Origin of the sequence: Curtobacterium sp. Arg-1 (assembly GCF_025643395.1) — a bacterium.
Classification (GTDB): domain Bacteria; phylum Actinomycetota; class Actinomycetes; order Actinomycetales; family Microbacteriaceae; genus Curtobacterium; species Curtobacterium poinsettiae.
Window position 1 is genome coordinate 794,382 of the sequence record NZ_CP095731.1, and the last position, 20,435, is coordinate 814,816.

General features: G+C 71.2%; 19 protein-coding genes. 14 read left to right on the forward strand and 5 right to left on the reverse strand.

The window, feature by feature from the left end:
* Nucleotides 1–49 precede the first annotated feature (49 nt).
* Nucleotides 50–1,027, forward strand: coding sequence for a ribose-phosphate diphosphokinase (locus tag MXD64_RS03890; protein WP_017886775.1), 978 nt, complete (start codon nucleotides 50–52; stop codon nucleotides 1,025–1,027).
* Between the two features lie 74 nt (nucleotides 1,028–1,101).
* Nucleotides 1,102–1,881: a putative protein N(5)-glutamine methyltransferase gene (locus tag MXD64_RS03895; RefSeq protein ID WP_310809467.1), complete on the forward strand. Its 780-nt coding sequence runs from the start codon at nucleotides 1,102–1,104 to the stop codon at nucleotides 1,879–1,881.
* A 427-nt stretch (nucleotides 1,882–2,308) separates the two neighbouring features.
* Here MXD64_RS03895 and MXD64_RS03900 read toward each other — a convergent pair whose 3' ends face one another.
* Nucleotides 2,309–3,943, reverse strand: a complete 1,635-nt coding sequence (locus tag MXD64_RS03900; protein WP_214518675.1) for a molybdopterin-dependent oxidoreductase — start codon at nucleotides 3,941–3,943, stop codon at nucleotides 2,309–2,311.
* Between the two features lie 107 nt (nucleotides 3,944–4,050).
* On the opposite strand from MXD64_RS03900, the gene MXD64_RS03905 reads away from it, so the two are divergent.
* The gene (locus MXD64_RS03905) at nucleotides 4,051–4,806 is read left to right on the forward strand and encodes a hypothetical protein (RefSeq protein WP_194590277.1); all 756 of its coding nucleotides are present in this window, start codon (nucleotides 4,051–4,053) and stop codon (nucleotides 4,804–4,806) included.
* A 79-nt stretch (nucleotides 4,807–4,885) separates the two neighbouring features.
* On the opposite strand, the gene gndA is transcribed toward MXD64_RS03905, so the two are convergent.
* Nucleotides 4,886–6,343, reverse strand: coding sequence for an NADP-dependent phosphogluconate dehydrogenase (gene gndA / locus MXD64_RS03910; RefSeq protein WP_082046825.1), 1,458 nt, complete (start codon nucleotides 6,341–6,343; stop codon nucleotides 4,886–4,888).
* 112 nt (nucleotides 6,344–6,455) lie between these two features.
* On the opposite strand from gndA, the gene MXD64_RS03915 reads away from it, so the two are divergent.
* The 3 genes from MXD64_RS03915 (at nucleotide 6,456) to MXD64_RS03925 (ending at nucleotide 7,749) form a co-directional block, all read left to right on the forward strand.
* Entirely contained in the window at nucleotides 6,456–6,995 is a 540-nt protein-coding gene (locus MXD64_RS03915; RefSeq protein ID WP_159557479.1) for a gluconokinase, read from the forward strand.
* Between the two features lie 176 nt (nucleotides 6,996–7,171).
* Complete coding sequence (locus tag MXD64_RS03920) at nucleotides 7,172–7,375, forward strand: ribbon-helix-helix protein, CopG family (RefSeq protein WP_017886769.1); 204 nt, start codon at nucleotides 7,172–7,174, stop codon at nucleotides 7,373–7,375.
* Nucleotides 7,372–7,749, forward strand: coding sequence for a type II toxin-antitoxin system death-on-curing family toxin (locus tag MXD64_RS03925; RefSeq protein WP_159557481.1), 378 nt, complete (start codon nucleotides 7,372–7,374; stop codon nucleotides 7,747–7,749). The genes MXD64_RS03920 and MXD64_RS03925 overlap by 4 nt, the downstream gene beginning before the upstream one ends.
* A gap of 51 nt (nucleotides 7,750–7,800) precedes the next feature.
* Here MXD64_RS03925 and MXD64_RS03930 read toward each other — a convergent pair whose 3' ends face one another.
* From MXD64_RS03930 to MXD64_RS03940, 3 genes are all read right to left on the reverse strand, one after another.
* Nucleotides 7,801–8,409: a class I SAM-dependent methyltransferase gene (locus MXD64_RS03930; protein ID WP_194590275.1), complete on the reverse strand. Its 609-nt coding sequence runs from the start codon at nucleotides 8,407–8,409 to the stop codon at nucleotides 7,801–7,803.
* 144 nt (nucleotides 8,410–8,553) lie between these two features.
* Nucleotides 8,554–10,050: a glucuronate isomerase gene (gene uxaC / locus MXD64_RS03935; protein ID WP_194590274.1), complete on the reverse strand. Its 1,497-nt coding sequence runs from the start codon at nucleotides 10,048–10,050 to the stop codon at nucleotides 8,554–8,556.
* Nucleotides 10,051–10,106: 56 nt separating this feature from the next.
* Nucleotides 10,107–11,285, reverse strand: a complete 1,179-nt coding sequence (locus MXD64_RS03940; RefSeq protein ID WP_197068621.1) for a LacI family DNA-binding transcriptional regulator — start codon at nucleotides 11,283–11,285, stop codon at nucleotides 10,107–10,109.
* A gap of 120 nt (nucleotides 11,286–11,405) precedes the next feature.
* Here MXD64_RS03940 and MXD64_RS03945 point away from each other — a divergent pair, with 120 nt between their 5' ends.
* The 8 genes from MXD64_RS03945 (at nucleotide 11,406) to manD (ending at nucleotide 20,421) form a co-directional block, all read left to right on the forward strand.
* Entirely contained in the window at nucleotides 11,406–12,761 is a 1,356-nt protein-coding gene (locus MXD64_RS03945; RefSeq protein ID WP_214532977.1) for an ABC transporter substrate-binding protein, read from the forward strand.
* Nucleotides 12,761–13,783 carry a carbohydrate ABC transporter permease gene (locus MXD64_RS03950; protein ID WP_056072810.1) on the forward strand — a complete coding sequence of 341 codons (1,023 nt, stop codon included), beginning with the start codon at nucleotides 12,761–12,763 and terminating at the stop codon, nucleotides 13,781–13,783. The genes MXD64_RS03945 and MXD64_RS03950 overlap by 1 nt, the downstream gene beginning before the upstream one ends.
* Complete coding sequence (locus MXD64_RS03955; RefSeq protein WP_175470752.1) at nucleotides 13,780–14,739, forward strand: carbohydrate ABC transporter permease; 960 nt, start codon at nucleotides 13,780–13,782, stop codon at nucleotides 14,737–14,739. Before MXD64_RS03950 ends, MXD64_RS03955 begins: the two co-directional genes overlap by 4 nt.
* 73 nt (nucleotides 14,740–14,812) lie before the next feature.
* On the forward strand, nucleotides 14,813–15,652 hold the full coding sequence (locus tag MXD64_RS03960) for a sugar phosphate isomerase/epimerase family protein (RefSeq protein WP_263137156.1): 840 nt from the start codon (nucleotides 14,813–14,815) through the stop codon (nucleotides 15,650–15,652).
* Complete coding sequence (locus tag MXD64_RS03965; protein ID WP_263137157.1) at nucleotides 15,649–16,908, forward strand: Gfo/Idh/MocA family oxidoreductase; 1,260 nt, start codon at nucleotides 15,649–15,651, stop codon at nucleotides 16,906–16,908. The genes MXD64_RS03960 and MXD64_RS03965 overlap by 4 nt, the downstream gene beginning before the upstream one ends.
* Complete coding sequence (locus MXD64_RS03970) at nucleotides 16,905–17,792, forward strand: sugar phosphate isomerase/epimerase family protein (protein ID WP_056072819.1); 888 nt, start codon at nucleotides 16,905–16,907, stop codon at nucleotides 17,790–17,792. The genes MXD64_RS03965 and MXD64_RS03970 overlap by 4 nt, the downstream gene beginning before the upstream one ends.
* On the forward strand, nucleotides 17,789–19,072 hold the full coding sequence (locus tag MXD64_RS03975) for a mannitol dehydrogenase family protein (RefSeq protein WP_082509791.1): 1,284 nt from the start codon (nucleotides 17,789–17,791) through the stop codon (nucleotides 19,070–19,072). The genes MXD64_RS03970 and MXD64_RS03975 overlap by 4 nt, the downstream gene beginning before the upstream one ends.
* On the forward strand, nucleotides 19,069–20,421 hold the full coding sequence (manD, locus tag MXD64_RS03980; protein ID WP_017886757.1) for a D-mannonate dehydratase ManD: 1,353 nt from the start codon (nucleotides 19,069–19,071) through the stop codon (nucleotides 20,419–20,421). Before MXD64_RS03975 ends, manD begins: the two co-directional genes overlap by 4 nt.
* Nucleotides 20,422–20,435: the final 14 nt, after the last annotated feature.

A 20,435-nucleotide genomic window follows, 5' to 3' on the forward strand; every position in this document is an offset into this window, starting at 1 on the left:
ACCCGTCGCCGACATCGACCCCTCGTGGGTCAGGGAGTGAGCACCGCACTTGTCCGGAATCAAGACAACCGGCCAGAAACGACTCGTCCTCGTCTCGGGGCGAGCACACCCGGCGCTCTCTGCCGAGATCGCGGAGGAGCTCGGGGTCGACCTCGTGCCGACCGATGCACGGACGTTCGCGAACGGTGAGCTGTACGCCCGCTTCGACGAGTCGGTCCGTGGCTGCGACGCCTTCGTCATCCAGTCGCACACCGCGCCGATCAACGAGTGGCTCATGGAGCAGCTCATCATGGTCGATGCCCTGAAGCGTGCCTCGGCGAAGCGCATCACCGTCGTGGCGCCGTTCTACCCCTACGCCCGCCAGGACAAGAAGGGCCGCGGCCGCGAGCCGATCTCGGCCCGCCTCGTGGCCGACCTGTTCAAGGCTGCCGGCGCGCACCGCATCATGAGCGTCGACCTGCACGCTGCGCAGATCCAGGGCTTCTTCGACGGCCCCGTCGACCACCTGTTCGCGATGCCGGTGCTGCTCGAGCGCTTCCGCCAGATCCTCGACCCGAAGACGCTCACCGTCGTGTCGCCGGACATGGGCCGCGTCCGTGTCGCCGACATCTGGTCCGAGAAGCTCGGTGCGCCGCTCGCCATCATCCACAAGCGTCGCGACCCGCTCGTGCCGAACCAGGTCTCGGTGCACGAGATCGTCGGTGACGTCAGCGGTCGCGTCTGCCTGCTCGTCGACGACCTGATCGACACCGGCCGCACGATCGCGAAGGCTGCCGAGGCGCTCAAGGACGCCGGCGCCACGGGTGTCGTCGTCGCCGCGACCCACGCCGTGTTCTCCGACCCCGCCACCGAGTTGCTGCAGAGCGAGTTCATCGACCGCGTGGTCGTGACGGACACCCTGCCCCTGCCGATGGACAAGCGCTGGGACCGCCTCGAGGTGCTGCCGATCGCGCCGCTCATCGCCCGTGCCATCCACGAGGTCTTCGACGACGGTTCCGTGACGTCGATGTTCGACGGCGCAGCGTAGCGGAGCCGTCGACCCATGGGCACAGCCGACGGCGCAGGACCATCTCCGCGACGTGACGTGTCCCGTTGCCCGTGGTGACCCATCCCGCGCGTGACGCCCTCGCGGCCCGGCTCCGGGCCGCGGGGAGCGTCTTCGCCGAGGACGAAGCCGACCTGCTGCTCGAGGCCGGTGACGGTGAGCCGGTGCGACTCCGCGCCCTGGTGCAGCGTCGGCTGGCCGGTGAGCCGCTCGAGTACGTGCTCGGCTGGGCCGCCTTCGACGGGCACCGCATCCGGGTGACCCCCGGGGTCTTCGTGCCGCGATCCCGCACCACCGTCGTCGTCGAGCAGGCTGCGCTTCGGCTGCAGCGCTACGACCGCGTGGTCGACCTGTGCTGCGGCGCGGGTGCGATCTCGGTCGCCCTGTTCGGTCGAGTCGGTGCGCTCGACCTCCTCGCCACCGACATCGACCCGGACGCCGTCGACGTCGCGGCCGAGAACATCGGCGACCGCGGCATCGTCGTCGCAGGCGATCTGTTCGCGCCGTTGCCCGAGCGGTTCCGCGGGGCCGTGGCGGTCATCGCGGTGAACGCCCCGTACGTGCCGACGGCGTCGATCGCGTTGATGCCGACCGAGGCCCGGGAACACGAGCACCGCATCGCCCTCGACGGTGGTGCGGACGGTCTCGACCTGCACCGTCGGATCGCCGCGAGCGCGGGGGAGTGGCTCCGGCCCGGTGGCGCGGTCGTCATCGAGGTGTCCGAAGCCCAGGCCGAGGCGTCCGCCGCTGCGTTCGCGGCCGCCGGCTTCACCACCGCCGTCGAGCGGGACGCCGAGGTCGACGGCACCTGCATCGTCGCGACCCTGCCCGCCTGACCGCACCCTGCCCGCCGGTGCTCGGTGCTCGGTGCCCGGCGCCCGGCCCCTGCCGCCGAGTGGTCACGACATGCCGCTCAGGTTCGCCGAGGCGGCACGAAGTGTCGCCTGCGCGTCCGCGAACGGACGCTTCCTGCACCCTCGGCGCGACGCATGTGGCGTGTCACGCGACCGGGGTGAGGGGCGGAGCGGGCCGGCACCGGTCCTCCAGGCCGTCGCGTACCGCAGCGACCCCGCCGCCGAGTGGTCACGACATGCCGCTCAGGTTCGCCGGGGCGGCACGAAGTGTCGCCTGCGCGTCCGCGAACCGACCTTTCCTGCTCCCTCGGCGGACCTCAGCGGGCGTGTCCCGCGACCCTGCGACTCCGCGACTCCGAGACTCCGAGACTCCGAGACTCCGAGACTCCGAGACTCCGCTGCCGGAGCGTCAGCGCGCGTCGACCGTCACCGTGTGCCAGCCCGTCGCCCCGTTCGGCGCCGGCGGCCGGTCCACGCTCGTCTGCACCTCGCCGTCCGCACTGGTCGCGCGCACCTCGATGCGGTGCGAGCCGGAGGTCGGCGTCCACCGCACCACCCACTGCCGCCAGGTGTCCGCGGAGACCGAGTCGGCGAGTTCGGCGCGCTGCCAGTCGCCGCCTCCGACGCGGACCTCGACGGCCTTCACGCCCTTGTGCGGCTGCCATGCGACCCCGGCGATCGCCACCGGCTTGCCCGCGGTCACGGTCGACCCGTTCCGCGGGGTGTCGATGCGCGACTCGAGCTTGACCGGGCCACGCTCCGACCAGCCGCGCGGGGTCCAGTAGCCCTGCGCGTCGGCGAAGCGGGTGACCTCGAGCTCGGTGACCCACTTCGTCGCCGAGACGTACCCGAACAGCCCCGGCACGACCATCCGCACGGGGAACCCGTGCTCGGTCGGCAGGGGTTCGCCGTTCATCCCGACCGCGAGGAGCGCCGCGGTGCCGTCGTCCTGCAGCACGTCGAGCGGGGTGCCGGCGGAGAACCCGTCGATGCTCCGTGAGAGCACCATGTCGGCGTCGCCCGTCGGACGCGCCCGGGCGAGGAGTTCGCGGATCGGGTAGCCCAGCCAGCGGGCCGTCCCGATGAGGTCACCGCCGACCTCGTTCGACACGCAGCTCAGCGTGGCGACGTGCTCCTCGAGCGGCAGGGCGAGCAGCTCGTCCCACGTCAGCGTGATCTCGTTCTCCACCGCTCCGTGGATCCGGAGCGACCAGTCGGCGGGGTCGACCATGGGCACGCGCAGGGCCGTGTCGATCCGGTAGAAGTCAGCGTTCGGCGTGATGTACGGGGTGATGCCGTCGACGTCGAGCGACGCACCGGCGGGGACCGCCGGTGCCGCGGTCGCCGCCGCGGGCAGCCGGATGGCCCGCCGGGCAGCAGCGGCCGCCTGCATCGCGGACGACCCGAGCCGGGAGGCGGTGCCCACCACGACCGCGAGGCTCGCCGTCGCGACGCCCCAGATCAAGAACGTCCGGCGCTCCGCCGAGGCGGGTCGCGGGGACGCTGACGGCACGGCAGCCGCTGCTTCCCACCGTCGCAGCCGCTGGAGCAGCAGGCGCAGGACGACCACGGCCGCGGCGATCCCGAGGACCGTCGGGGCGCCGTCCAGGCTCCCGCTGCCCGAGCGGGTGCTGACGGCCAACAGCGCCAGCACACCACCGGCGGCGAACACGAGCGCACCGAAGGGCGGGCGTGCGCGCTCGAGGACTCCGGCACCGGCACTGATCGCGATGACGATCACCGTCATGAGCCCGAACAGGGCGACCTTGTCCCCGGTGCCGAACACGGCGACCATGAAGTCCTTCGCACCCGGGGGAGCGAGGTCGATGACCGCTGAACCGACGGCGACCAGGGGGCTGCCCGCCCCGCCGAGCAGCAGTGCGCCGAACTCGGCGACACCGAGGAACGCGGCGGCGGCCACGACGCCGACGATCGCGGCGATCAGCGTACAACGTCGGTTCGAAGGTGCATCGGGCCCGCGCGTCCCGGAGGACGGATCCGCCGTCGGTCGGCCGATCGGTTCGTCCGTCGTCTCGGTGGTCACCGCCCGAGCGTAGGTCGTCAGGCCGCTCGTGGGCTGTGTGCGGGCTTCCCCGCGCGTTCACCGGGTCCGGCCAGCAGGTGGCGCGCGCCTCGTGGGAGGATCAGACCGTGCTGCAGCGTCCGGATGGTGTCCCGCGGTCCGGTCGTGCCCGCGGCGCCGGGCGGACACCGATGTCGCCGGCACGTCGACTCGCCACCCTGCGCTGGGTCATCGTCGCCGTTTGGATGGCACTCCTGATCACCCGGATCGTCGTCGTCTCGACGGCACCCAGCGTGGACCTGTCCTGGTACGGCATCGTCGAGTTCGGTGCGATCGGACTCGGTGTCGTGGTCATCGTGATCGCGGTGGTGCGGACCGCGACGGCACGGCGGCGGCAGGCGGACGAGGCGCTCGCGCTCGCCATCCGTCGGATCGACCCGACGGTGTGGCTGGTGCCGGCGGCGCCGACGCCCGAACTCCGCGGCGTCATCGACGAAGTCCGTCCGGACACCCACCTCGGTTCGCGCGTGACGTGGGCCTTCGGCGCCACCGAGGCCTCCCTGTGGGAACTCGACGAACGGCGGGCGACCCGGCTGCTCGTGATCCGGTGGAGTCGGGTCGTGCACGTCGGGCTCGAGGACGTGCCGGAACGGACGGACGGCTCGGGTGCCTCGCGCCGCTCGGGTGGCTCGGGTCGCGCTGGCGGCTCGGACGGTGCTCGCCGAGCCTGTGCGGTGGCGATCCACCACGTGCGGCCGGACGACACCCCGGCCGTCGCGACCTTCTTCGTCCGGACTGCACCGGGTTCGCGGCGGCTGCTCGGGCGTGGTCCGCGGCTGGACCGGCTCGTCGCCGACCTGGCACGGGAGCGCATCGTCGCCTGATGCGACGAAGGGCCCCGCGTTCGGCGAGGCCCTCCGTGCTGCGCACGCACCGACGTCGGTCGTCGGCGGGCGCGGTTCGTCAGTGCGTCGACGGCTCCTGCTCGACCTCGCGGCGGTCGTCGTCGGACCACAGCGTGTGGAAGGTGCCGTCCTTGTCGATGCGCTGGTAGGTGTGCGCTCCGAAGAAGTCGCGCTGGCCCTGGATCAGCGCTGCGGGCAGCCGGTCGGACGCGAGCGAGTCGAAGTACGACAGCGCGGACGAGAAGCCCGGCGCGGGGACACCGGATGCGGCGGCGATCCCGACGATGCGCCGCCAGGCTGCTTCGCCCTCGGCGACGGCGTTCGCGAAGTACGGGTCGACCAGCAGCGACTCGAGCTTCGGGTTCTCGTCGTACGCCTCGACGATGCGGTTCAGGAACTGCGCCCGGATGATGCAACCGCCTCGCCAGATCTTCGCGACGTTGCCGAGGTCGATGTCCCAGCCGTACTCCTTCGCCCCGGCGATGATGAGGTCGAACCCCTGCGCGTACGCGACGACCTTCGAGGCGTAGAGCGCCGCACGGACGTCGTCGGCGAAGGTGTCCGGCACCTCGGCGATCTGCGGACGGTTCTTGACCGACTGCTGCACGGCGGCACGCTGCGTCGGCTTGGACGACACCGCACGGGCGAACACGGCTTCGCCGATGCCCGACACCGGGATGCCCAGACCCACCGCGTTCTGCACGGTCCAGACGCCGGTGCCCTTCGAGCCGGCCGCGTCACGGATGACGTCGACGAGCGGCTTGCCGGTGTCGGCGTCGCGCTGCTTGAGGACCTCGCCGGTGATCTCGATCAGGTAGGACTCGAGGTCGCCCTTGTTCCACTCGTCGAAGACCTGCACCAGGTCCTCCACCGAGAGCCCGCCGACGCGACGGAGCAGGTCGTACGACTCGGCGATGAGCTGCATGTCGGCGTACTCGATGCCGTTGTGCACCATCTTGACGAAGTGCCCGGCGCCGTCGGTGCCGATGTGGGTCACGCACGGTTCACCTTCGGCCACCGCGGCGATCGACTTGAGGATCGGCCCGAGCGTCTCCCAGGCCTCCTTCGAGCCACCGGGCATGATCGACGGGCCCTTCAGCGCGCCCTCTTCACCACCGGAGATGCCGGTGCCGACGAAGTTCAGCCCCTGCTCGCGCAGATCGTGCTCACGGCGGATGGTGTCGTGGAAGTTCGCGTTGCCCCCGTCGACGATGATGTCGCCCGGCTCGAATCGTTCGGCGAGCTGCCCGATCACGGCGTCGGTGCCCTTGCCGGCCTGCACCATGATGATCGCGGTGCGGGGCTTCGACAGCGACGCGACGAACCCGTCGATGTCCTCGGACGCGATGAACCCTGCGTCGCCGTGCTCCTGGAGCAGTTCCTCGGTGCGGGCGTACGTGCGGTTGTAGACCGCCACCGTGTTGCCTTCGCGCGATGCGAGGTTGCGGGCGAGGTTCGAGCCCATCACTGCGAGTCCGACGACTCCGATGTTCGCCTGACCGTTGTTGTCTGCCACGAGGGTCTCCTTTGTCCTGACGTTGGCGCCCAACCTACGACCGGTGGTCTGGGACCGCACAGGAGTTCCGGGAACTGGGGACCAGAGTTCACCGGATCAATACTGTGGAGGGATGAGCGAGTTCGCTGTCCACCCGCCCGTCCTCGTCATGGGAGTCTCGGGCTCCGGCAAGTCCACCATCGGCCAGACCCTCACCGACGCACTGGTCGCGCAGGGCGAACCCTGTGTCTTCGTCGATGCCGACGACCTGCACCCGGCCGCCAACAAGGAGAAGATGCGGCAGGGCACGCCGCTCACCGACGAGGACCGCTGGCCGTGGCTCGACGCCTGCGCCGAGCGGATCGCCGCGGTCGAGGCCGACGGGTCCCGGTGCGTGATGGCGAACTCAGCGCTCAAGCGCGTCTACCGGGACCGTCTGCGCGCATCCGCACCGGGGCTCGTCATCGCCTTCCTCGACGGGTCCCGCGACCTCATCGCCGAGCGGCAGTCCCACCGTCACCACGAGTACATGCCGACGACCCTGCTCGACTCGCAGTTCGCGACCCTCGAGCGGCCGCAGCCCGACGAGGCGGCGGTCGCGGTGTCGATCGACGGATCGGTCGACGACACCGTGCGGGAGATCCTCGCCGCGCTCGCGGTCACCACCGACTGACGAACGTCGACGACCTGCGACGGATCCTGGCAGTTCCTCCACAGGGCGCAGCGCGGCCGTCGTCATCCCCATCCGACCCCTGGTCTCGTCTGCGTCGACGGGGACGCTCGTACCGTCGTTCCATGACCACGATCACTGGGGCCCGTTCAGGTACCACCGTTGATACCATCGACTCCATGGCCATGACCCTCCGACTCGACGATGCCGAGGCAGCGGCGTTGCGCAAGCGTGCTGACCTCGAGGAGCGCTCGATGCAGGACGTCGCCCGCGCCGCCATCCGCGAGTACGTCGAGCAGCACAGCCGCAGCGACCTGATCGACGGCATCCTCGACCGAGAACTCCCGCGCTACGCCGAGGCGCTCGAACGACTCGGCAAGTGATCCACCTCACGACCGACGAGGCGTTGCACATCGCTCGTCGGACCCTGGGGGCTGACTCCGTGATCCGCGACGTCGGACTGCTCGAGGCGGCGGTCGCGCGACCCGCCGCGTCGGTGGGCGGGAACGACGCCTACCCGGCACTGGTCGAGAAAGCGGCGGCGCTCGTCCACTCCGCCATCCGGAACCACGCCTTGGTCGACGGCAACAAGCGCCTCGGGCTGATGCTGCTCGTGGTCTTCCTCGGCGTGAACGGTGTCCGGCTCCACGCCTCGAACGATCAGGCGTACGACTTCATCGTCGCGATCGCGGAAGGGGAACTCGATGCCGTGACGGAGATCGCCGCTGCTCTGAGCGCGATGGTCTCGGACGCCTGACCGGCCGCTCGGACGGACGGCGGTCAGCGGTCAGCGGTCAGCGATCAGCGATCAGCGGCGCACCGCACTGATCGCCCCGTGCGGCCGGTGCTCCGGAGCCGTGCGGGTGTGGACGTCCGCGACGTCGAACCCCGCTTCGTCCAGCAGCGCCGCCAGGGACGCGACCGGCCAGCGGTACGCGGTGACGACCGCGTGGTCGAAGGCCTCGACCGCGGCGCCCTCGAAGAACCCGAGCAACAGCCCACCGCCGGGGGCGAGCACCCGACAGAACTCGGCGAGTGCCCCACCGATCTGCGATGGGTCGTGGTGGATCACCGAGTACCACGCGAGGACCCCGTCGACGCTGCCGTCCGCCAGCGGCAGCGCGTCGAGCGACCCGACCCGGAAGTCGAGGTCCGCGTCCACAGCGCCGTGCGTCCGTCGTGCGTGCTCGACGAACTGCGGCACCGCGTCGATGCCGGTGACGCGGTGCCCCTGCCGTGCGAGGTGCGCCGTCCAGTGACCGGGACCGCACCCGGCGTCGACCAGGGGACCGCTGCGACCGGCTGCCCAGGCGTCGACGAGTCCGCGGTCGTCCGGGTGGACGGCGCTCATCGACCCGAGCAGTGCCGCGTACTCATCGGCCCGAGCGCCGTACGCCGCCGTCACCCGCTCCGTCATGTGCCCGACGGTACCGGCGCATCACTGAACCGTGCGAGGTTCCGTGTTCCGTGCGACCCGGCAACCTCGCACCAGGCACGGAACCTCGCACCACGCGGCCACCAGCGCGCCGCACCTCGCACCACGCGGCCACCAGCGCGCCGCTCAGAGCTTGAACGTCGCCTTCGGGATGTCGGACACGATGCGCCGGGCCGTGTGCACGGCGTCCTCCTCCGAGATCTGGTGCGTGACCACGAGTGACGCCAGGTACGCCGCGTCCGCCCGCCGAGCCATGTCGTGCCGCGCCGGGATCGAGCAGTACGCGCGGGTGTCGTCGATGAACCCGGAGGTCTTGGTGAACGACGCCGAGTCGGTGACGGCCGAGCGGTAGCGCCCGATGGCCGCCGGGGTGTCGATGAACCACCACGGCGCGCCCGCGTACACGGCGGGGTAGAAGCCCGCGAGCGGCCCGATCTCGCGCGAGAAGACGGTCTCGTCGACGGTGAAGAGCACGAGGTGGAACCCGGGAGCGGTGCCGAAGGACTCGAGCAGCGGCCGGAGCGGCTCGGTGAACGACCCGACGGCCGGCAGGTCGTGGCCGGTGTCCGGCCCGAAGCGCTCGAGCGTCGGGGTGTGGTGGTTCCGGATCACCCCGGGGTGCAGCTGCATGACGAGGCCGTCCTCGACGCTCATCTCGGCCCAGCGGTAGAGCATGTCGTGGCGGTACGCCGTCGCCTCGGCATCGGTGACCGAGGACGCATCCCGCAGCGCCGCCGCGTGGATGCGTTCCCGCTCGCTCGACGACAGTGGGGCGGAGCCCGCGTCGAGCACCCCGGTGTCCGTGGCGGTCGCGCCGTGCTCGATGAAGTGGTGGCGACGTGCGCGGAGCGCCGCCAACAACCCTGCGTGGGTACCCGTGTCGATGCCGGCGGCCTCGCCGATCGACGCGACCACTGGCCTCCAGTCCGACCGCGTCGGGTCGAACACGGCGTCCGCGCGGAACGTCGGGAGGACCCGGCCGGTGAAGCCGGGGTCCGCCGCGAGCTGCGCGTGCGCAGCGAGGTCGTCCGCCGGGCCGTCCGTGGTGGCGAGGACCTCGATCCCGAAGGTGTCGAAGAGCGCGCGTGGCCGGAAGGCGGGGGATGCCAGCAGGCCGGCGATGTGGTCGTACTGGTCGTCCGCGTTCGCCGCGGACGGTGCCTGGTCGAGCCCGAACACGTCGTGGAGCTCCGTCTCGAACCAGTAGCGCACGGGGGTCCCGAGGAAGTCGTCCCAGTGCTCCGCCAGCTGCCGCCAGACGGCACGGCCTGGCGGCGTCGGCTCAGCGGCATCGCGCCAGCGATGCGCCGACGCCGCCGGGCGAGCCTGCGAGCCCGGGCGGGGCCCCGACAGGTCCGCGCGTCCCAGCGCGGCCAGGTCCACCCCGTTCGCGTGCAGCAGGCGGAGCACGTAGTGGTCGGGCGTGATGAGCAGCGACGCGGGGTCGCTGAACGGCTGGTCCGCGGCGATCAGTGCTGCATCGACGTGCCCGTGCGGCGAGATGATCGGGGCGTCCTTGACCGCCTCGTACACGGTGCGTGCCACGGCTCGGGCCCCGGGGTCGGCGGGGAACAGCCGGTCGGGGTGCGGCGCGAGCCGGGTGGGGGTGCTGGTGCGGGTCATCATCGACTCCTTCGGGGCGGCGAGTTCGGGGCGGTGAGTTCTGGGGGCGTGCGGGATCAGGCGGTGCCGGCCCGGGGCGCCGGCCCGGTCGACTCGCGCACGGTCAGGTGGGTGGGCAGGGCGACGGCGCCGGACATGTGCTCCCCCGGCAGCTCGTCGGCGGGCAGGGCGCCGAGGCGGCCGAGCAGCATCCGGATCGCGACCCGGCCGGCCCGTTCGATCGGCGAGGTCATCGTGGTGAGCGGCGGGTTGCAGAAGTCGGCGCCGAAGATGTCGTCGCAGCCGACGATGCTCATGTCCCGGGGGACGCGGACCCCGCGCTCCCGTAGTCGGGCGAGCATCCCGATGGCGATCAGGTCGTTGAAGGCGATGCACGCGGTCGCCCCGGCGTGCACGGCGGCGTCGGCAGCGGCGGCACCGGAGTCCACGAAGGGCGCGTGCGGGCCGACCCGGGCGACGCGGACGCCCAGGCGCTTGGCGACCTGCACGAGTGCTCGCCACCGTCGCTCGTTCGACCACGAGCTGTCTGGCCCGGCGACGTACAGGATCTCCCGGTGTCCCAGCGACACCAGGTGCTGGACCGCCTGCTCGACGCCGCCGGGGGTGTCGATGAGCACCGAGGGCACGCCTGCGGGCCTGCGGTTCACGACGACCAGGGGGATCCGCTCGGCGAACCGGGCGATCTGCGCGTCGGACAGGCGTGACGCGGTGAGCACGACCCCGTCGGCCTTCGCCCCGACGGCGGTGAGCGCGGCCATCTCGGCGTCTGCGGACTCCTCGGTGTCGACGAGCAACTGGGTCCAGCCGGCCCCGGCGAGCTGGTGCTGCGTGCCGCGGATGACGTCGAAGTAGAACGGGTTCGTGATGTCGGACACGAGCACGGCGACGGCGCGGGTGCGGCCCGAGGTCAGTGCCCGGGCCTGCGAGTTGGCGACGTACCCGAGTTCGCGGGCCGCCTGCTGGATGCGCTCCTGGGTGACGGCGTTGACCCGGTCGGGCAGGGACAGGGCGCGGGAGACGGTGGAGGCGGCGACCCCGGTCGCGTCGGCGATGTCGCGGATGGTGACGCGACGCGCGGCACCAGCGGCGGCACCGGCACCGGCACCGGCAGCGCGAGCACCAGCGGCGCGAGTACCGGCAACGCGAGCACCAGCGTCGCCCGCGCCAGCGGCGCTACCAGCAGCGCCAGCGGCACCGCCCGTGCGCCCGCCGCCGTCCGTCGAGAGGTCCTTCACGAGGCCGAACGTATTCGCGTCTGGCAACAAGTGGCAACCGGTTGCCGCATGTTGCCAACGGCGGAACAGTGGTGCCACCGAGCAGCGCCGCTCGGAGGAGGTCTCGAGGAGGAAACCCCCGTGAAGACGCGAAGACTGCAAGTCCGCACCCTCGTCGGTGCCGTCGCCGTGGTCGCCCTCGCCGCACTGTCCCTGCAGGGATGCGCCGTGGTGAACGGCAGCGGCGACGACCCGAACACCCTCCGCGTGATGATGGGCGCGGACACCACCTACCCCAAGGAACGCAAGCAGTGGCAGCGGGACACCGCCGCCGAGTTCAAGCGCACCACCGGTGCGGACATCCAGTGGGAGACCTACTCGTCCGCGCAGGAGGAACTGACCGCGATCCAGACGAGCGTCATCTCCGGCCAGGGCCCTGACGTCTACGCGATCGGCACCACGTTCACCCCGACCGCCTACGCCACCGGCGCCTTCGTCGAGATGGGCACGAAGGAGTGGGACGCGATCGGCGGCAAGGACCAGTTCGACCCCGCGTCGTTCGGCATCTCCGGTCCGAGTGCGTCGAAGCAGATCGGGATCCCGTTCGCCAGCCGGCCGTTCGTGATGGCCGTGAACAAGGACCTGCTCGCGAAGGCCGGGATCACCGACATGCCCACCACCTGGGACGAGCTGACCGCCGACGCGAAGGCCACCACGGGTGACGGACGGTACGGCATGGCGATCGCCTACGCCGACGGCTTCGACCCGTGGAAGTTCGTGTGGGGGATGGCCCAGAACGCCGGCAACACGATCGTCGACGGCTCGAAGGCCGAGATCGACAGCAAGGCCGTCGAGAACGCCTACCGCACCTACTTCGACTGGGTCACCAAGGACGGTGTCGTCGACCCGGCCGCGATCGGCTGGAACAACGCCCAGGCCCTGGCACAGTTCACCGAGGGCAAGGCCGCGTTCTTCCCGATGACCACCACCACCGCGATCAACTCGTTCAAGGGCACCAAGGTCGACGGCGACTACGAGTTCGCCCTGCTGCCCACCGTCCCCCCGGGTGCGACCGAGCGGCCGTCCGACGGCATCGAGGCCGCCAGCATCCTGTCCGGCGACAACTGGGTCGTCGCCGACTACGGCACCAAGCAGAAGCTGTCGTTCGCATTCATCAAGCAGCTCAGCGCCCCGAAGGCGCAGCTCGAGTACTACGACCTGTTCGGCAACCTGCCGACCAACGCATCGGCCGCCGCCGACCTGGCCGCCGACAACCCGCAGCTCAAGCCGATCATCGACGCCGGCCGCCTTTCCAAGCCGACCGCGTTCACCGGCGCCTGGTCCGACATCCAGCTCGCCCTGGTCGACGTGGTCGTGCAGTCGATCCCGTCGCTGAAGTCCGGCGAGGTCACCGACGACCAGCTCCGCAAGCGCCTGCAGGACGCCCAGAAGGACGCCCAGGCCACCCTCGACCGTCAGAAGAACGGAGGTCTGTGATGACCAGCACGCAGACCAGGCCCCGCACCGATTCGGCGCCGCCCCGCCCGGTCCGTCCGGCCGGCAAGACGCCCCTGTACAAACGCGAGCGCCCGCTGTGGATGCTCCTGCCCGGCGGGCTCCTCATGCTCGCCGTCATCGTGGTGCCGCTGGTGGTGGGCTTCTGGATCGCGATGCTCGACCTCGACCAGTACACGCTCCGCCAGTGGTTCAGCGCCCCGTTCGTCGGGTTCGCCAACTTCACCGAGGCGTTCACGAACTCGCCGCTGCTGCACTCGATCTGGATCTCGGTGTCGCTGTCGGTGCTCGTCACCGCGGTGACCGTGCCGATCGGCGTCGCCGCCGCGATCTCGACGCAGAACCGGTTCCCCGGTCGCGGGCTCGTCCGCTCGATCTACCTGATCCCGTACGTGCTCCCGGCATTCGTCGTCGGCACGTTCTTCCGCACGATGCTCCAGCCGCAGGGGGTCGTGAACTCGATCCTGCACACCGACGTGCTGTGGCTGAACGGCTCGGCGTCGTACTGGGCGCTCGCCGGCGTGATGATCTGGACGAGCTGGCCCTTCGTCTACCTGCTGTCCCTGGCCGGGCTGCAGGCCGTGGACAACGAGGTGCACGAGGCCGCCGCACTCGACGGGGTGACCTGGTGGGCGAAGCTGCGGTACATCATCTTCCCGTACCTGCGCGGCCCGCTGAGCCTCGCGGTGATCATCTCGATCCTGCACAACATCAACAACTTCACGCTGCCGTTCGTGCTGTTCGGCATCCCGCTGCCGTCCAGCGTCGAGGTGATGCCCGTCCTGACGTACATCGCGAGCTTCCAGTCGTTCCGCTTCGGCCTGTCCGCGGCGATGGCGATCTGCTCACTCGTGATCGTCGCGATCCCGCTGTTCGTCTACCTGCGGGCGGTCAAGCTCGACACCGGCGACGACGCCGGCCCCAACCGGAAGCAGCGTCGCGCCGACCGCGCCACGCTCGCCGCCGCCCCGACCGCCGCCGACATCGACGGAGCACGCGCATGACCACCCCGAGCACGTCCTTCAGCACCCGCACCCGCCCCACCGCGACGCTCACCGAGAGCATCACGACCGGCAGCGGCGGACGACGGACCAAACGTCCCTACGACACCGACGTCACCCGGCTGCTGCCGCGCTGGCTGCTCGTCACCGTCATCGCGGTGATCATCGCGTTCATCGCCGTCCCGGTGCTGTACATCCTGTTCGGCTCGGTCAACTCCGACGTCGCGGTCGCCCGCGGCGAGTACTTCCCGTCCGAGTTCACCCTGTCGAACTACGTCGAGATCTGGTCCACCGTCGCCCTCGGCGAGGGACTGGTGAACTCGATGCTCACCGCCGGAGCCGTCGCCGTCGCGAGTGCCGCGCTCGCCGTGTCCACGGCCTACGTGCTGGTGCGGTTCCGGTTCCTCGGCCGCCTGACGATCCTCCGCGGGCTCCTCGCCCTGCAGTCGATCCCCGGCACGCTCCTGCTCCTGCCGGTCTTCGTGGTGTTCTCGAACATCGCCAGTGCCACCGGCGTGCAGATCATCGGCACCCGCTGGGGCCTGTTCGTCACCTACCTGACCTTCGCCCTGCCGTTCTCGACGTGGGTGATGGTCACGTACCTGCGCGGCCTGCCGAAGGAACTCGAGGAAGCGGCGCGCATCGACGGCGCCAGCTCGACGAAGATCCTGACGAAGATCGTGCTCCCGCTGTCGTGGCCCGGCATCGTCGTGTCCGCGATCTTCGCCTTCCTGCTCGGCTGGAACGACGTCCTGTTCTCCACGATCATGACGACCCCGAACACCCGGACGGTCGCCGTGGTCCTGCAGGTGCTCGGCACCACGCAAGAGGGCGGTGCCGTCCCGATCTACGGCCAGATGATGGCCGCCTCGATCGTGTGCGCCGTCCCCGTCGTCGCCCTGTACCTGATCTTCCAGCGCTACCTGGTCGGCGGTCTGACCGCCGGCTCCGTCAAGTAGGCCGCAACCCAGAACCGGACTGGAGGCCCGTGGCGGCCCCGCCACGCGCCTCCCGTCCGAACGAAAGGACACCATGACCGACCAGCCCACGTGGGAACTCTCCGGTTTCGGCGACGAGATCGACGCCGACCCGGTCGTCCAGGTCGCGGTCCTGCAGGCGCTCGGCGCGAGCGCCATCGAGGTCCGCAGCGCCTGGGGCGTCAACGTCGTCGACCTCGACGACGACCAGCTCGCCGGACTCCACCGGCTGCTCGACGAGCGTGGGCAGACCGTGTCCGCGATCGCCTCGCCGATCGGCAAGGTGCCCGTCGACGAACCCGTCGAGCACGAGGTCGCACGCCTCGCCCGCGCGATCCGTGCCGCGCACGCCCTCGGCACCACGAACATCCGGATCTTCTCGTTCTACTTCGAAGGTCGGCAGCCGGACGACGTCCGTGACGACGTCCTCGTCCGGATGCGGGCGCTCGCCGACCTCGCCGAGCGCGAAGGGGTGACCCTGCTGCACGAGAACGAGAAGGACATCTACGGCGACGTCCCCGCGCGCGTGCTCGACATCGTCGAGAGCGTCGGTTCGTCCGCGCTCCGACTGGCCTGGGACAACGCGAACTACGTGCAGTGCGGCGTCCGGCCCTTCGCCGACGGCTGGGAGCAGCTCGCCCCGTACGTCGACTACCTGCAGGTCAAGGACGCCCTCGCCGCCGACTCGTCGGTGGTGCCGGCGGGCGAGGGCGACGGCGAACTGCTCCAGACCCTCACCGCGCTCCGCGACGCCGGCTACTCCGGGTACGCCTCGCTCGAGCCGCACCTCAGCGACTTCACCTCCCTCGGCGGGTTCTCCGGCCCCGCGGCCTTCGGTCGTGCCGGCCGGGCCTTCCGCACCCTCACCGACCAGATCGGAGTCACCCTGCGATGACCACCCCACTGAAGTTGGCAGTCGTCGGCGCCGGCGTCATCGGCCGCCACCACGCCACCGTCGCCGTGCACCACCCCGACCTGCAGGTCGTCGCCCTCGTCGACGCCGTACCCGAAGCCGCCACGAGCGCGGCCGACGCGATCGAGGCGATGGGCGTCGCCCGTCCGATCACGACGTCCACCATCGAAGAGGCGATCGACCAGACCGACATCGACGTCGTCGCGATCTGCTCGCCCTCGGGCATGCACGTGCAGCTGGCCGAGGCCGCCCTGGCCGCCGGCAAGCACGTCGTCATCGAGAAGCCGCTCGACACCACGATGCCCCGGGCGCGGCAGATCGCCGCGCTCGCCGGAGCCGCTCGCGACCGCGGGCTCGTCACGAGCGTCATCAGCCAGCACCGTTTCGACCCGGCCTCGGCGGCCGTCGCCCGGGCGGCGCACGACGGCGGGTTCGGCACCGTGACCTCGGGCCTGGCGAGCGTGGCCTGGTACCGGTCGCAGGGGTACTACGACTCCGGTGACTGGCGCGGCACCTGGGCGCTCGACGGCGGCGGCGCGGTGATGAACCAGGGCGTGCACACCGTCGACCTGCTCGTCTGGGCGCTCGGCCGTCCGGTCGAGATCTCGGCCCACACCGGGCTCCTCGCCCACGACCGCATCGAGGTCGAGGACACCGCGGTCGCCACCGTCCGGTTCGCCGGCGGGGCGCTCGGCGTCGTCCACTGCACGACCGCCGCGTACCCGGGTCTCTCCGCCCGGTACGCCGTGTACGGCACGCACGGGTCCGCGATCGTCGACGACGACCGGCTCGCCTACTTCCACATCGCCCCGGACACCGCGACGCTCGAGTCCGCCGCGACCACGCCGAACGCCAGCGCGGTCGCCGGAGCCGTCGACCAGAAGGACGACGTCGTCCCGCCCGAGCACGTCGTCGGCGGCCCGGCCGAACCCGACCACTTCGCCGCCGGGCACGCTCGGCAGTACACCGACATCGTCGACGCGATCCGGCAGGGCCGCGAACCGGGCGTCACCGTCGACGCAGCCCTGGTCTCGCTCGCCACCGTCCGCGGGCTCTACGTCAGTGCGACGCTCGGACACCCCGTGCGCATCGACGACGTGATCGAGGGGACGTACGACGACGTGGTGCCGGTCGTCGGCGGGGCTGATCGAGGGCAAGGCAGCGCCAGCCCAGCCGACGTGGTGCCGGTCGTCGGCACCCCCGCAACCGCCGCCGCGACCGAAGGAGCCACCCGATGAAGTTCTCCGTGTTCACCGCCTCGACCCCCGACTGGACCCCCGCCGAAGCCGCCGAGACCCTGGCGGCGCAGGGCTGGGACGGCATCGAGTGGCGCGTGGTCGACGACCGCCCGGCCGCCGGCGAAGCCATCCCCGCCGAGCGGTCGTTCTGGGCGGGCAACAACTCGACGTGGCAGTACACCGGCATCCGCGACCGGGTGGGCGACATCGCCCGGATCACCGACGGTGCCGGACTCGAGTACTCGGGCATCGGCGGCTACCAGCCGGCCGCGGACCACGACGGTGTCGAGACGATGCTCCGCGTGACGAGCGAACTCGGGGCCCGCCAGGTGCGGGTCACGATGCCGCACTACCGTGCCGAGAAGGAGCGCACGGGGGAGACGTACGGTCAGCTGTTCGACCGCACCCGCGCCGACCTCGAGTGGGTCGCGGCGCGTGCGTCGGAGCTCGGCGTGAAGGCACTCGTCGAGCTGCACCACATGACGATCACGCCGTCGGCATCCGCGGCACTGCGGCTGATCGACGGTCTCGACCCCGCGCACGTCGGCGTCATCCACGACCTCGGCAACCTCGTGATCGAGGGGTACGAGGACCACCTCGCCGCCTTCGAACTGCTCGGGCCGTACCTGGCCCACGCCCACGTGAAGAACGCCCGCTGGGTCGACACCGGCGACACCCGTGCCGACGGCAGCTCGATCTGGCAGCACGAGTGGGCACCCCTGCGCACCGGCCAGGCGTCGGTGTCCGAGTACCTCGACGCGCTCCGCCAGGTGGGCTACGACGGCTGGGTCACCATCGAGGACTTCTCCACCGACCTGCCGCTCGAGGCCCGCACCGCCGACAACCTCGCCTACCTCCGCTCGCTCGTCCCGGTGACCGCATGACCGATCGCCGACCGGGCATCGTCCACGTGGGGGTGGGCGCGTTCGCGCGCGCCCACCTCGCCTGGTACACCACCCACACCGACGGCGAACCGTGGGGGGTCACCGCCTTCACCGGGCGCTCGCCCGACGTCGCCGACGCCCTGACTGCCCAGGGCTGCCGGTACACGCTGGTCACCCGCGCCGCGTCCGGCGACAGCGCCGAGGTGGTCGACACGATCACGGCCGCCCACCCGGGCAGCGACGACACCGCCTGGAGGCACGTGGTCGCGTCCCCGGAGACGACCATCGTCACGCTGACGGTCACCGAGCAGGGCTACCGGCCCGGTTCCGACGTGCCGGCCCGGTTGGTCGCAGGGCTCGATGCCCGCCGCACCGCCGGCTCCGGGCGCATCGCGCTGGTCAGCCTCGACAACCTGACGCACAACGGGGCGGTCCTGCGCGACGCCGTGCTCGACGCCGTCACCGACGACGCCCTGCGCGACTGGATCGAGGCGAACGTCACGTTCCCGAGCTCGATGGTGGACCGGATCACCCCGGCCACCACCGACGACGACGTCGCGCACCTGCCGGAACTGCCGGGTGCGCTCGCCGGCGACCGGGTCCCCGTCGTCACCGAGCCGTTCGCGGAGTGGGTGCTCGAGGACGCCTTCGACGGGATCGACCGCCCGGCGTGGCAGACGGCGGGCGTCCGGATCGTCGACGACGTCACCCCGTACGAACAGCGGAAGCTCTGGCTGCTGAACGGCTCGCACTCGCTCCTGGCCTACCTGGGGCTGCAACTCGGCCACGACACCGTGGCCGAGGCGATGGACGACCCCGTCTGCCGCACCGCCGTCGAGCAGCTCTGGGACGAAGCCGCGCTCGAGCTGCCCCTGCCCGAGGCCGAGGTCACCGACGCCCGCGAGGCCCTGGTCGAGCGGTTCGCCAACCCGCGCATCCGGCACACCCTGCGGCAGATCGCGTCCGGCGGCTCGCAGAAGCTGCCCGTGCGCATCGTCGACGTCGTGCGGCACCGGCTCAGCCGCGACCCCTCGGCCGGCATCGGTGCCGGGGCGGCCACCGCCCTCGCCGCGTGGTGGCTGCACGTCACGGGGCGGCCCGACCTGGTGGACGACCCCGGCGCCCCCGGGCCAGACTCGGACGTGCACGACGTCCTGGCCGTCGTCGCCCCCGAACTCGACACCACCCCCGTGGTCGCTGCCGTGACGGCGGCGGCCGAGGGCATCCGCACCGCCGCGGCAGCAGCCCGCCAGAGCTCCAACGGAGGAGTCCACGCATGACCGACACGAACACCACGAACCCCGCGGCCCCGGTCCCCGGCGCCACCGACAGCGGGCCGGCCGAGACCACCGCCGGACGTCCGGACACCTGGGCCTCGGCGGACCGCGGGCAGCTGATCGAGCGGGCCGAGGTCATCGTGACGAGCCCGAACCGGAACTTCGTGACGCTCAAGCTCACGACCGCCGACGGCGTCACCGGACTCGGCGACGCCACCCTGAACGGCCGGGAACTCGCCGTCTCCGCGTACCTGTCCGAGCACGTCGTCCCGCTGCTCGTCGGCCGTGATGCCAGCCGCATCGAGGACGCCTGGCAGTTCCTGTACCGGTCGTCGTACTGGCGCCGCGGACCGGTCACGATGGCCGCGATCGCCGCCGTCGACATGGCCCTCTGGGACATCAAGGCGAAGGTCGCCGGGATGCCGCTGTACCAGCTGCTCGGCGGGGCGTCGCGCACCGGGCTGATGGCGTACGGCCACGCCTCGGGCAAGGAACTGCCCGAGCTGTTCGACTCCATCCGAGAGCACCAGGAGGAGGGCTACCGCTCGATCCGCGTGCAGACCGGCGTCCCCGGCCTCGAGAGCATCTACGGCATCGCGTCGAACACGACCACCGAGGGCAACGCCGGCGTCCGGTACGACTTCGAACCCGCCCAGCGCGGTGCGTACCCGGCGATGGAGGACTGGGACACCCGTGCCTACCTGCGCCACGTGCCCACCGTGTTCGAGGCCGTCCGCAACGAGTTCGGCCCGGAGCTGCCCCTGCTGCACGACGGTCACCACCGGATGACCCCGCTGCAGGCCGCGAAGCTCGGCAAGTCGCTCGAGCCGTACGACCTGTTCTGGCTCGAGGACTGCACCCCCGCCGAGAACCAGGAGGCCCTGCAGCTCGTCCGGCAGCACACCACGACGCCGCTGGCGATCGGCGAGGTGTTCAACACCATCTGGGACTTCAAGGACATCATCCGCGACCAGCTCATCGACTACGTGCGCGGTGCCGTCACGCACATGGGCGGCGTCACCCCGCTCAAGAAGACGATGGAGTACGCCGCGCTCTACCAGGTCAAGTCCGGGTTCCACGGGCCGACCGACATCTCCCCGGTGGGCCTCGCCGCACAGATGCACCTCGGGCTCGCGATCCACAACTTCGGCATCCAGGAGTACATGCAGCACGGGCCGCAGACCAACCAGGTGTTCCACCAGACGTTCACGTTCACCGACGGTTACCTGCACCCGGGTGACGAGCCGGGTCTCGGGGTCAGCCTCGACGTCGACGAGGCCGGCAAGTACCCGTACGAGCAGGCGTACCTGCCGTTCAACCGCCTGGCCGACGGCACCGTCCACGACTGGTAGTACCCGGCATCCTG

Coding starts and splice junctions, on each gene's coding strand:
- MXD64_RS03955 (WP_175470752.1), top strand. CDS start 13,780: ATGACCACCCCGAGCACGTCCTTCAGCACCCGCACCCGCCCCACCGCG.
- MXD64_RS03950 (WP_056072810.1), top strand. CDS start 12,761: ATGACCAGCACGCAGACCAGGCCCCGCACCGATTCGGCGCCGCCCCGC.
- MXD64_RS03975 (WP_082509791.1), top strand. CDS start 17,789: ATGACCGATCGCCGACCGGGCATCGTCCACGTGGGGGTGGGCGCGTTC.
- MXD64_RS03930 (WP_194590275.1), bottom strand. CDS start 8,409: ATGACGGAGCGGGTGACGGCGGCGTACGGCGCTCGGGCCGATGAGTAC.
- uxaC (WP_194590274.1), bottom strand. CDS start 10,050: ATGACCCGCACCAGCACCCCCACCCGGCTCGCGCCGCACCCCGACCGG.
- MXD64_RS03965 (WP_263137157.1), top strand. CDS start 15,649: ATGACCACCCCACTGAAGTTGGCAGTCGTCGGCGCCGGCGTCATCGGC.
- MXD64_RS03970 (WP_056072819.1), top strand. CDS start 16,905: ATGAAGTTCTCCGTGTTCACCGCCTCGACCCCCGACTGGACCCCCGCC.
- MXD64_RS03915 (WP_159557479.1), top strand. CDS start 6,456: ATGAGCGAGTTCGCTGTCCACCCGCCCGTCCTCGTCATGGGAGTCTCG.
- MXD64_RS03920 (WP_017886769.1), top strand. CDS start 7,172: ATGGCCATGACCCTCCGACTCGACGATGCCGAGGCAGCGGCGTTGCGC.
- MXD64_RS03960 (WP_263137156.1), top strand. CDS start 14,813: ATGACCGACCAGCCCACGTGGGAACTCTCCGGTTTCGGCGACGAGATC.
- manD (WP_017886757.1), top strand. CDS start 19,069: ATGACCGACACGAACACCACGAACCCCGCGGCCCCGGTCCCCGGCGCC.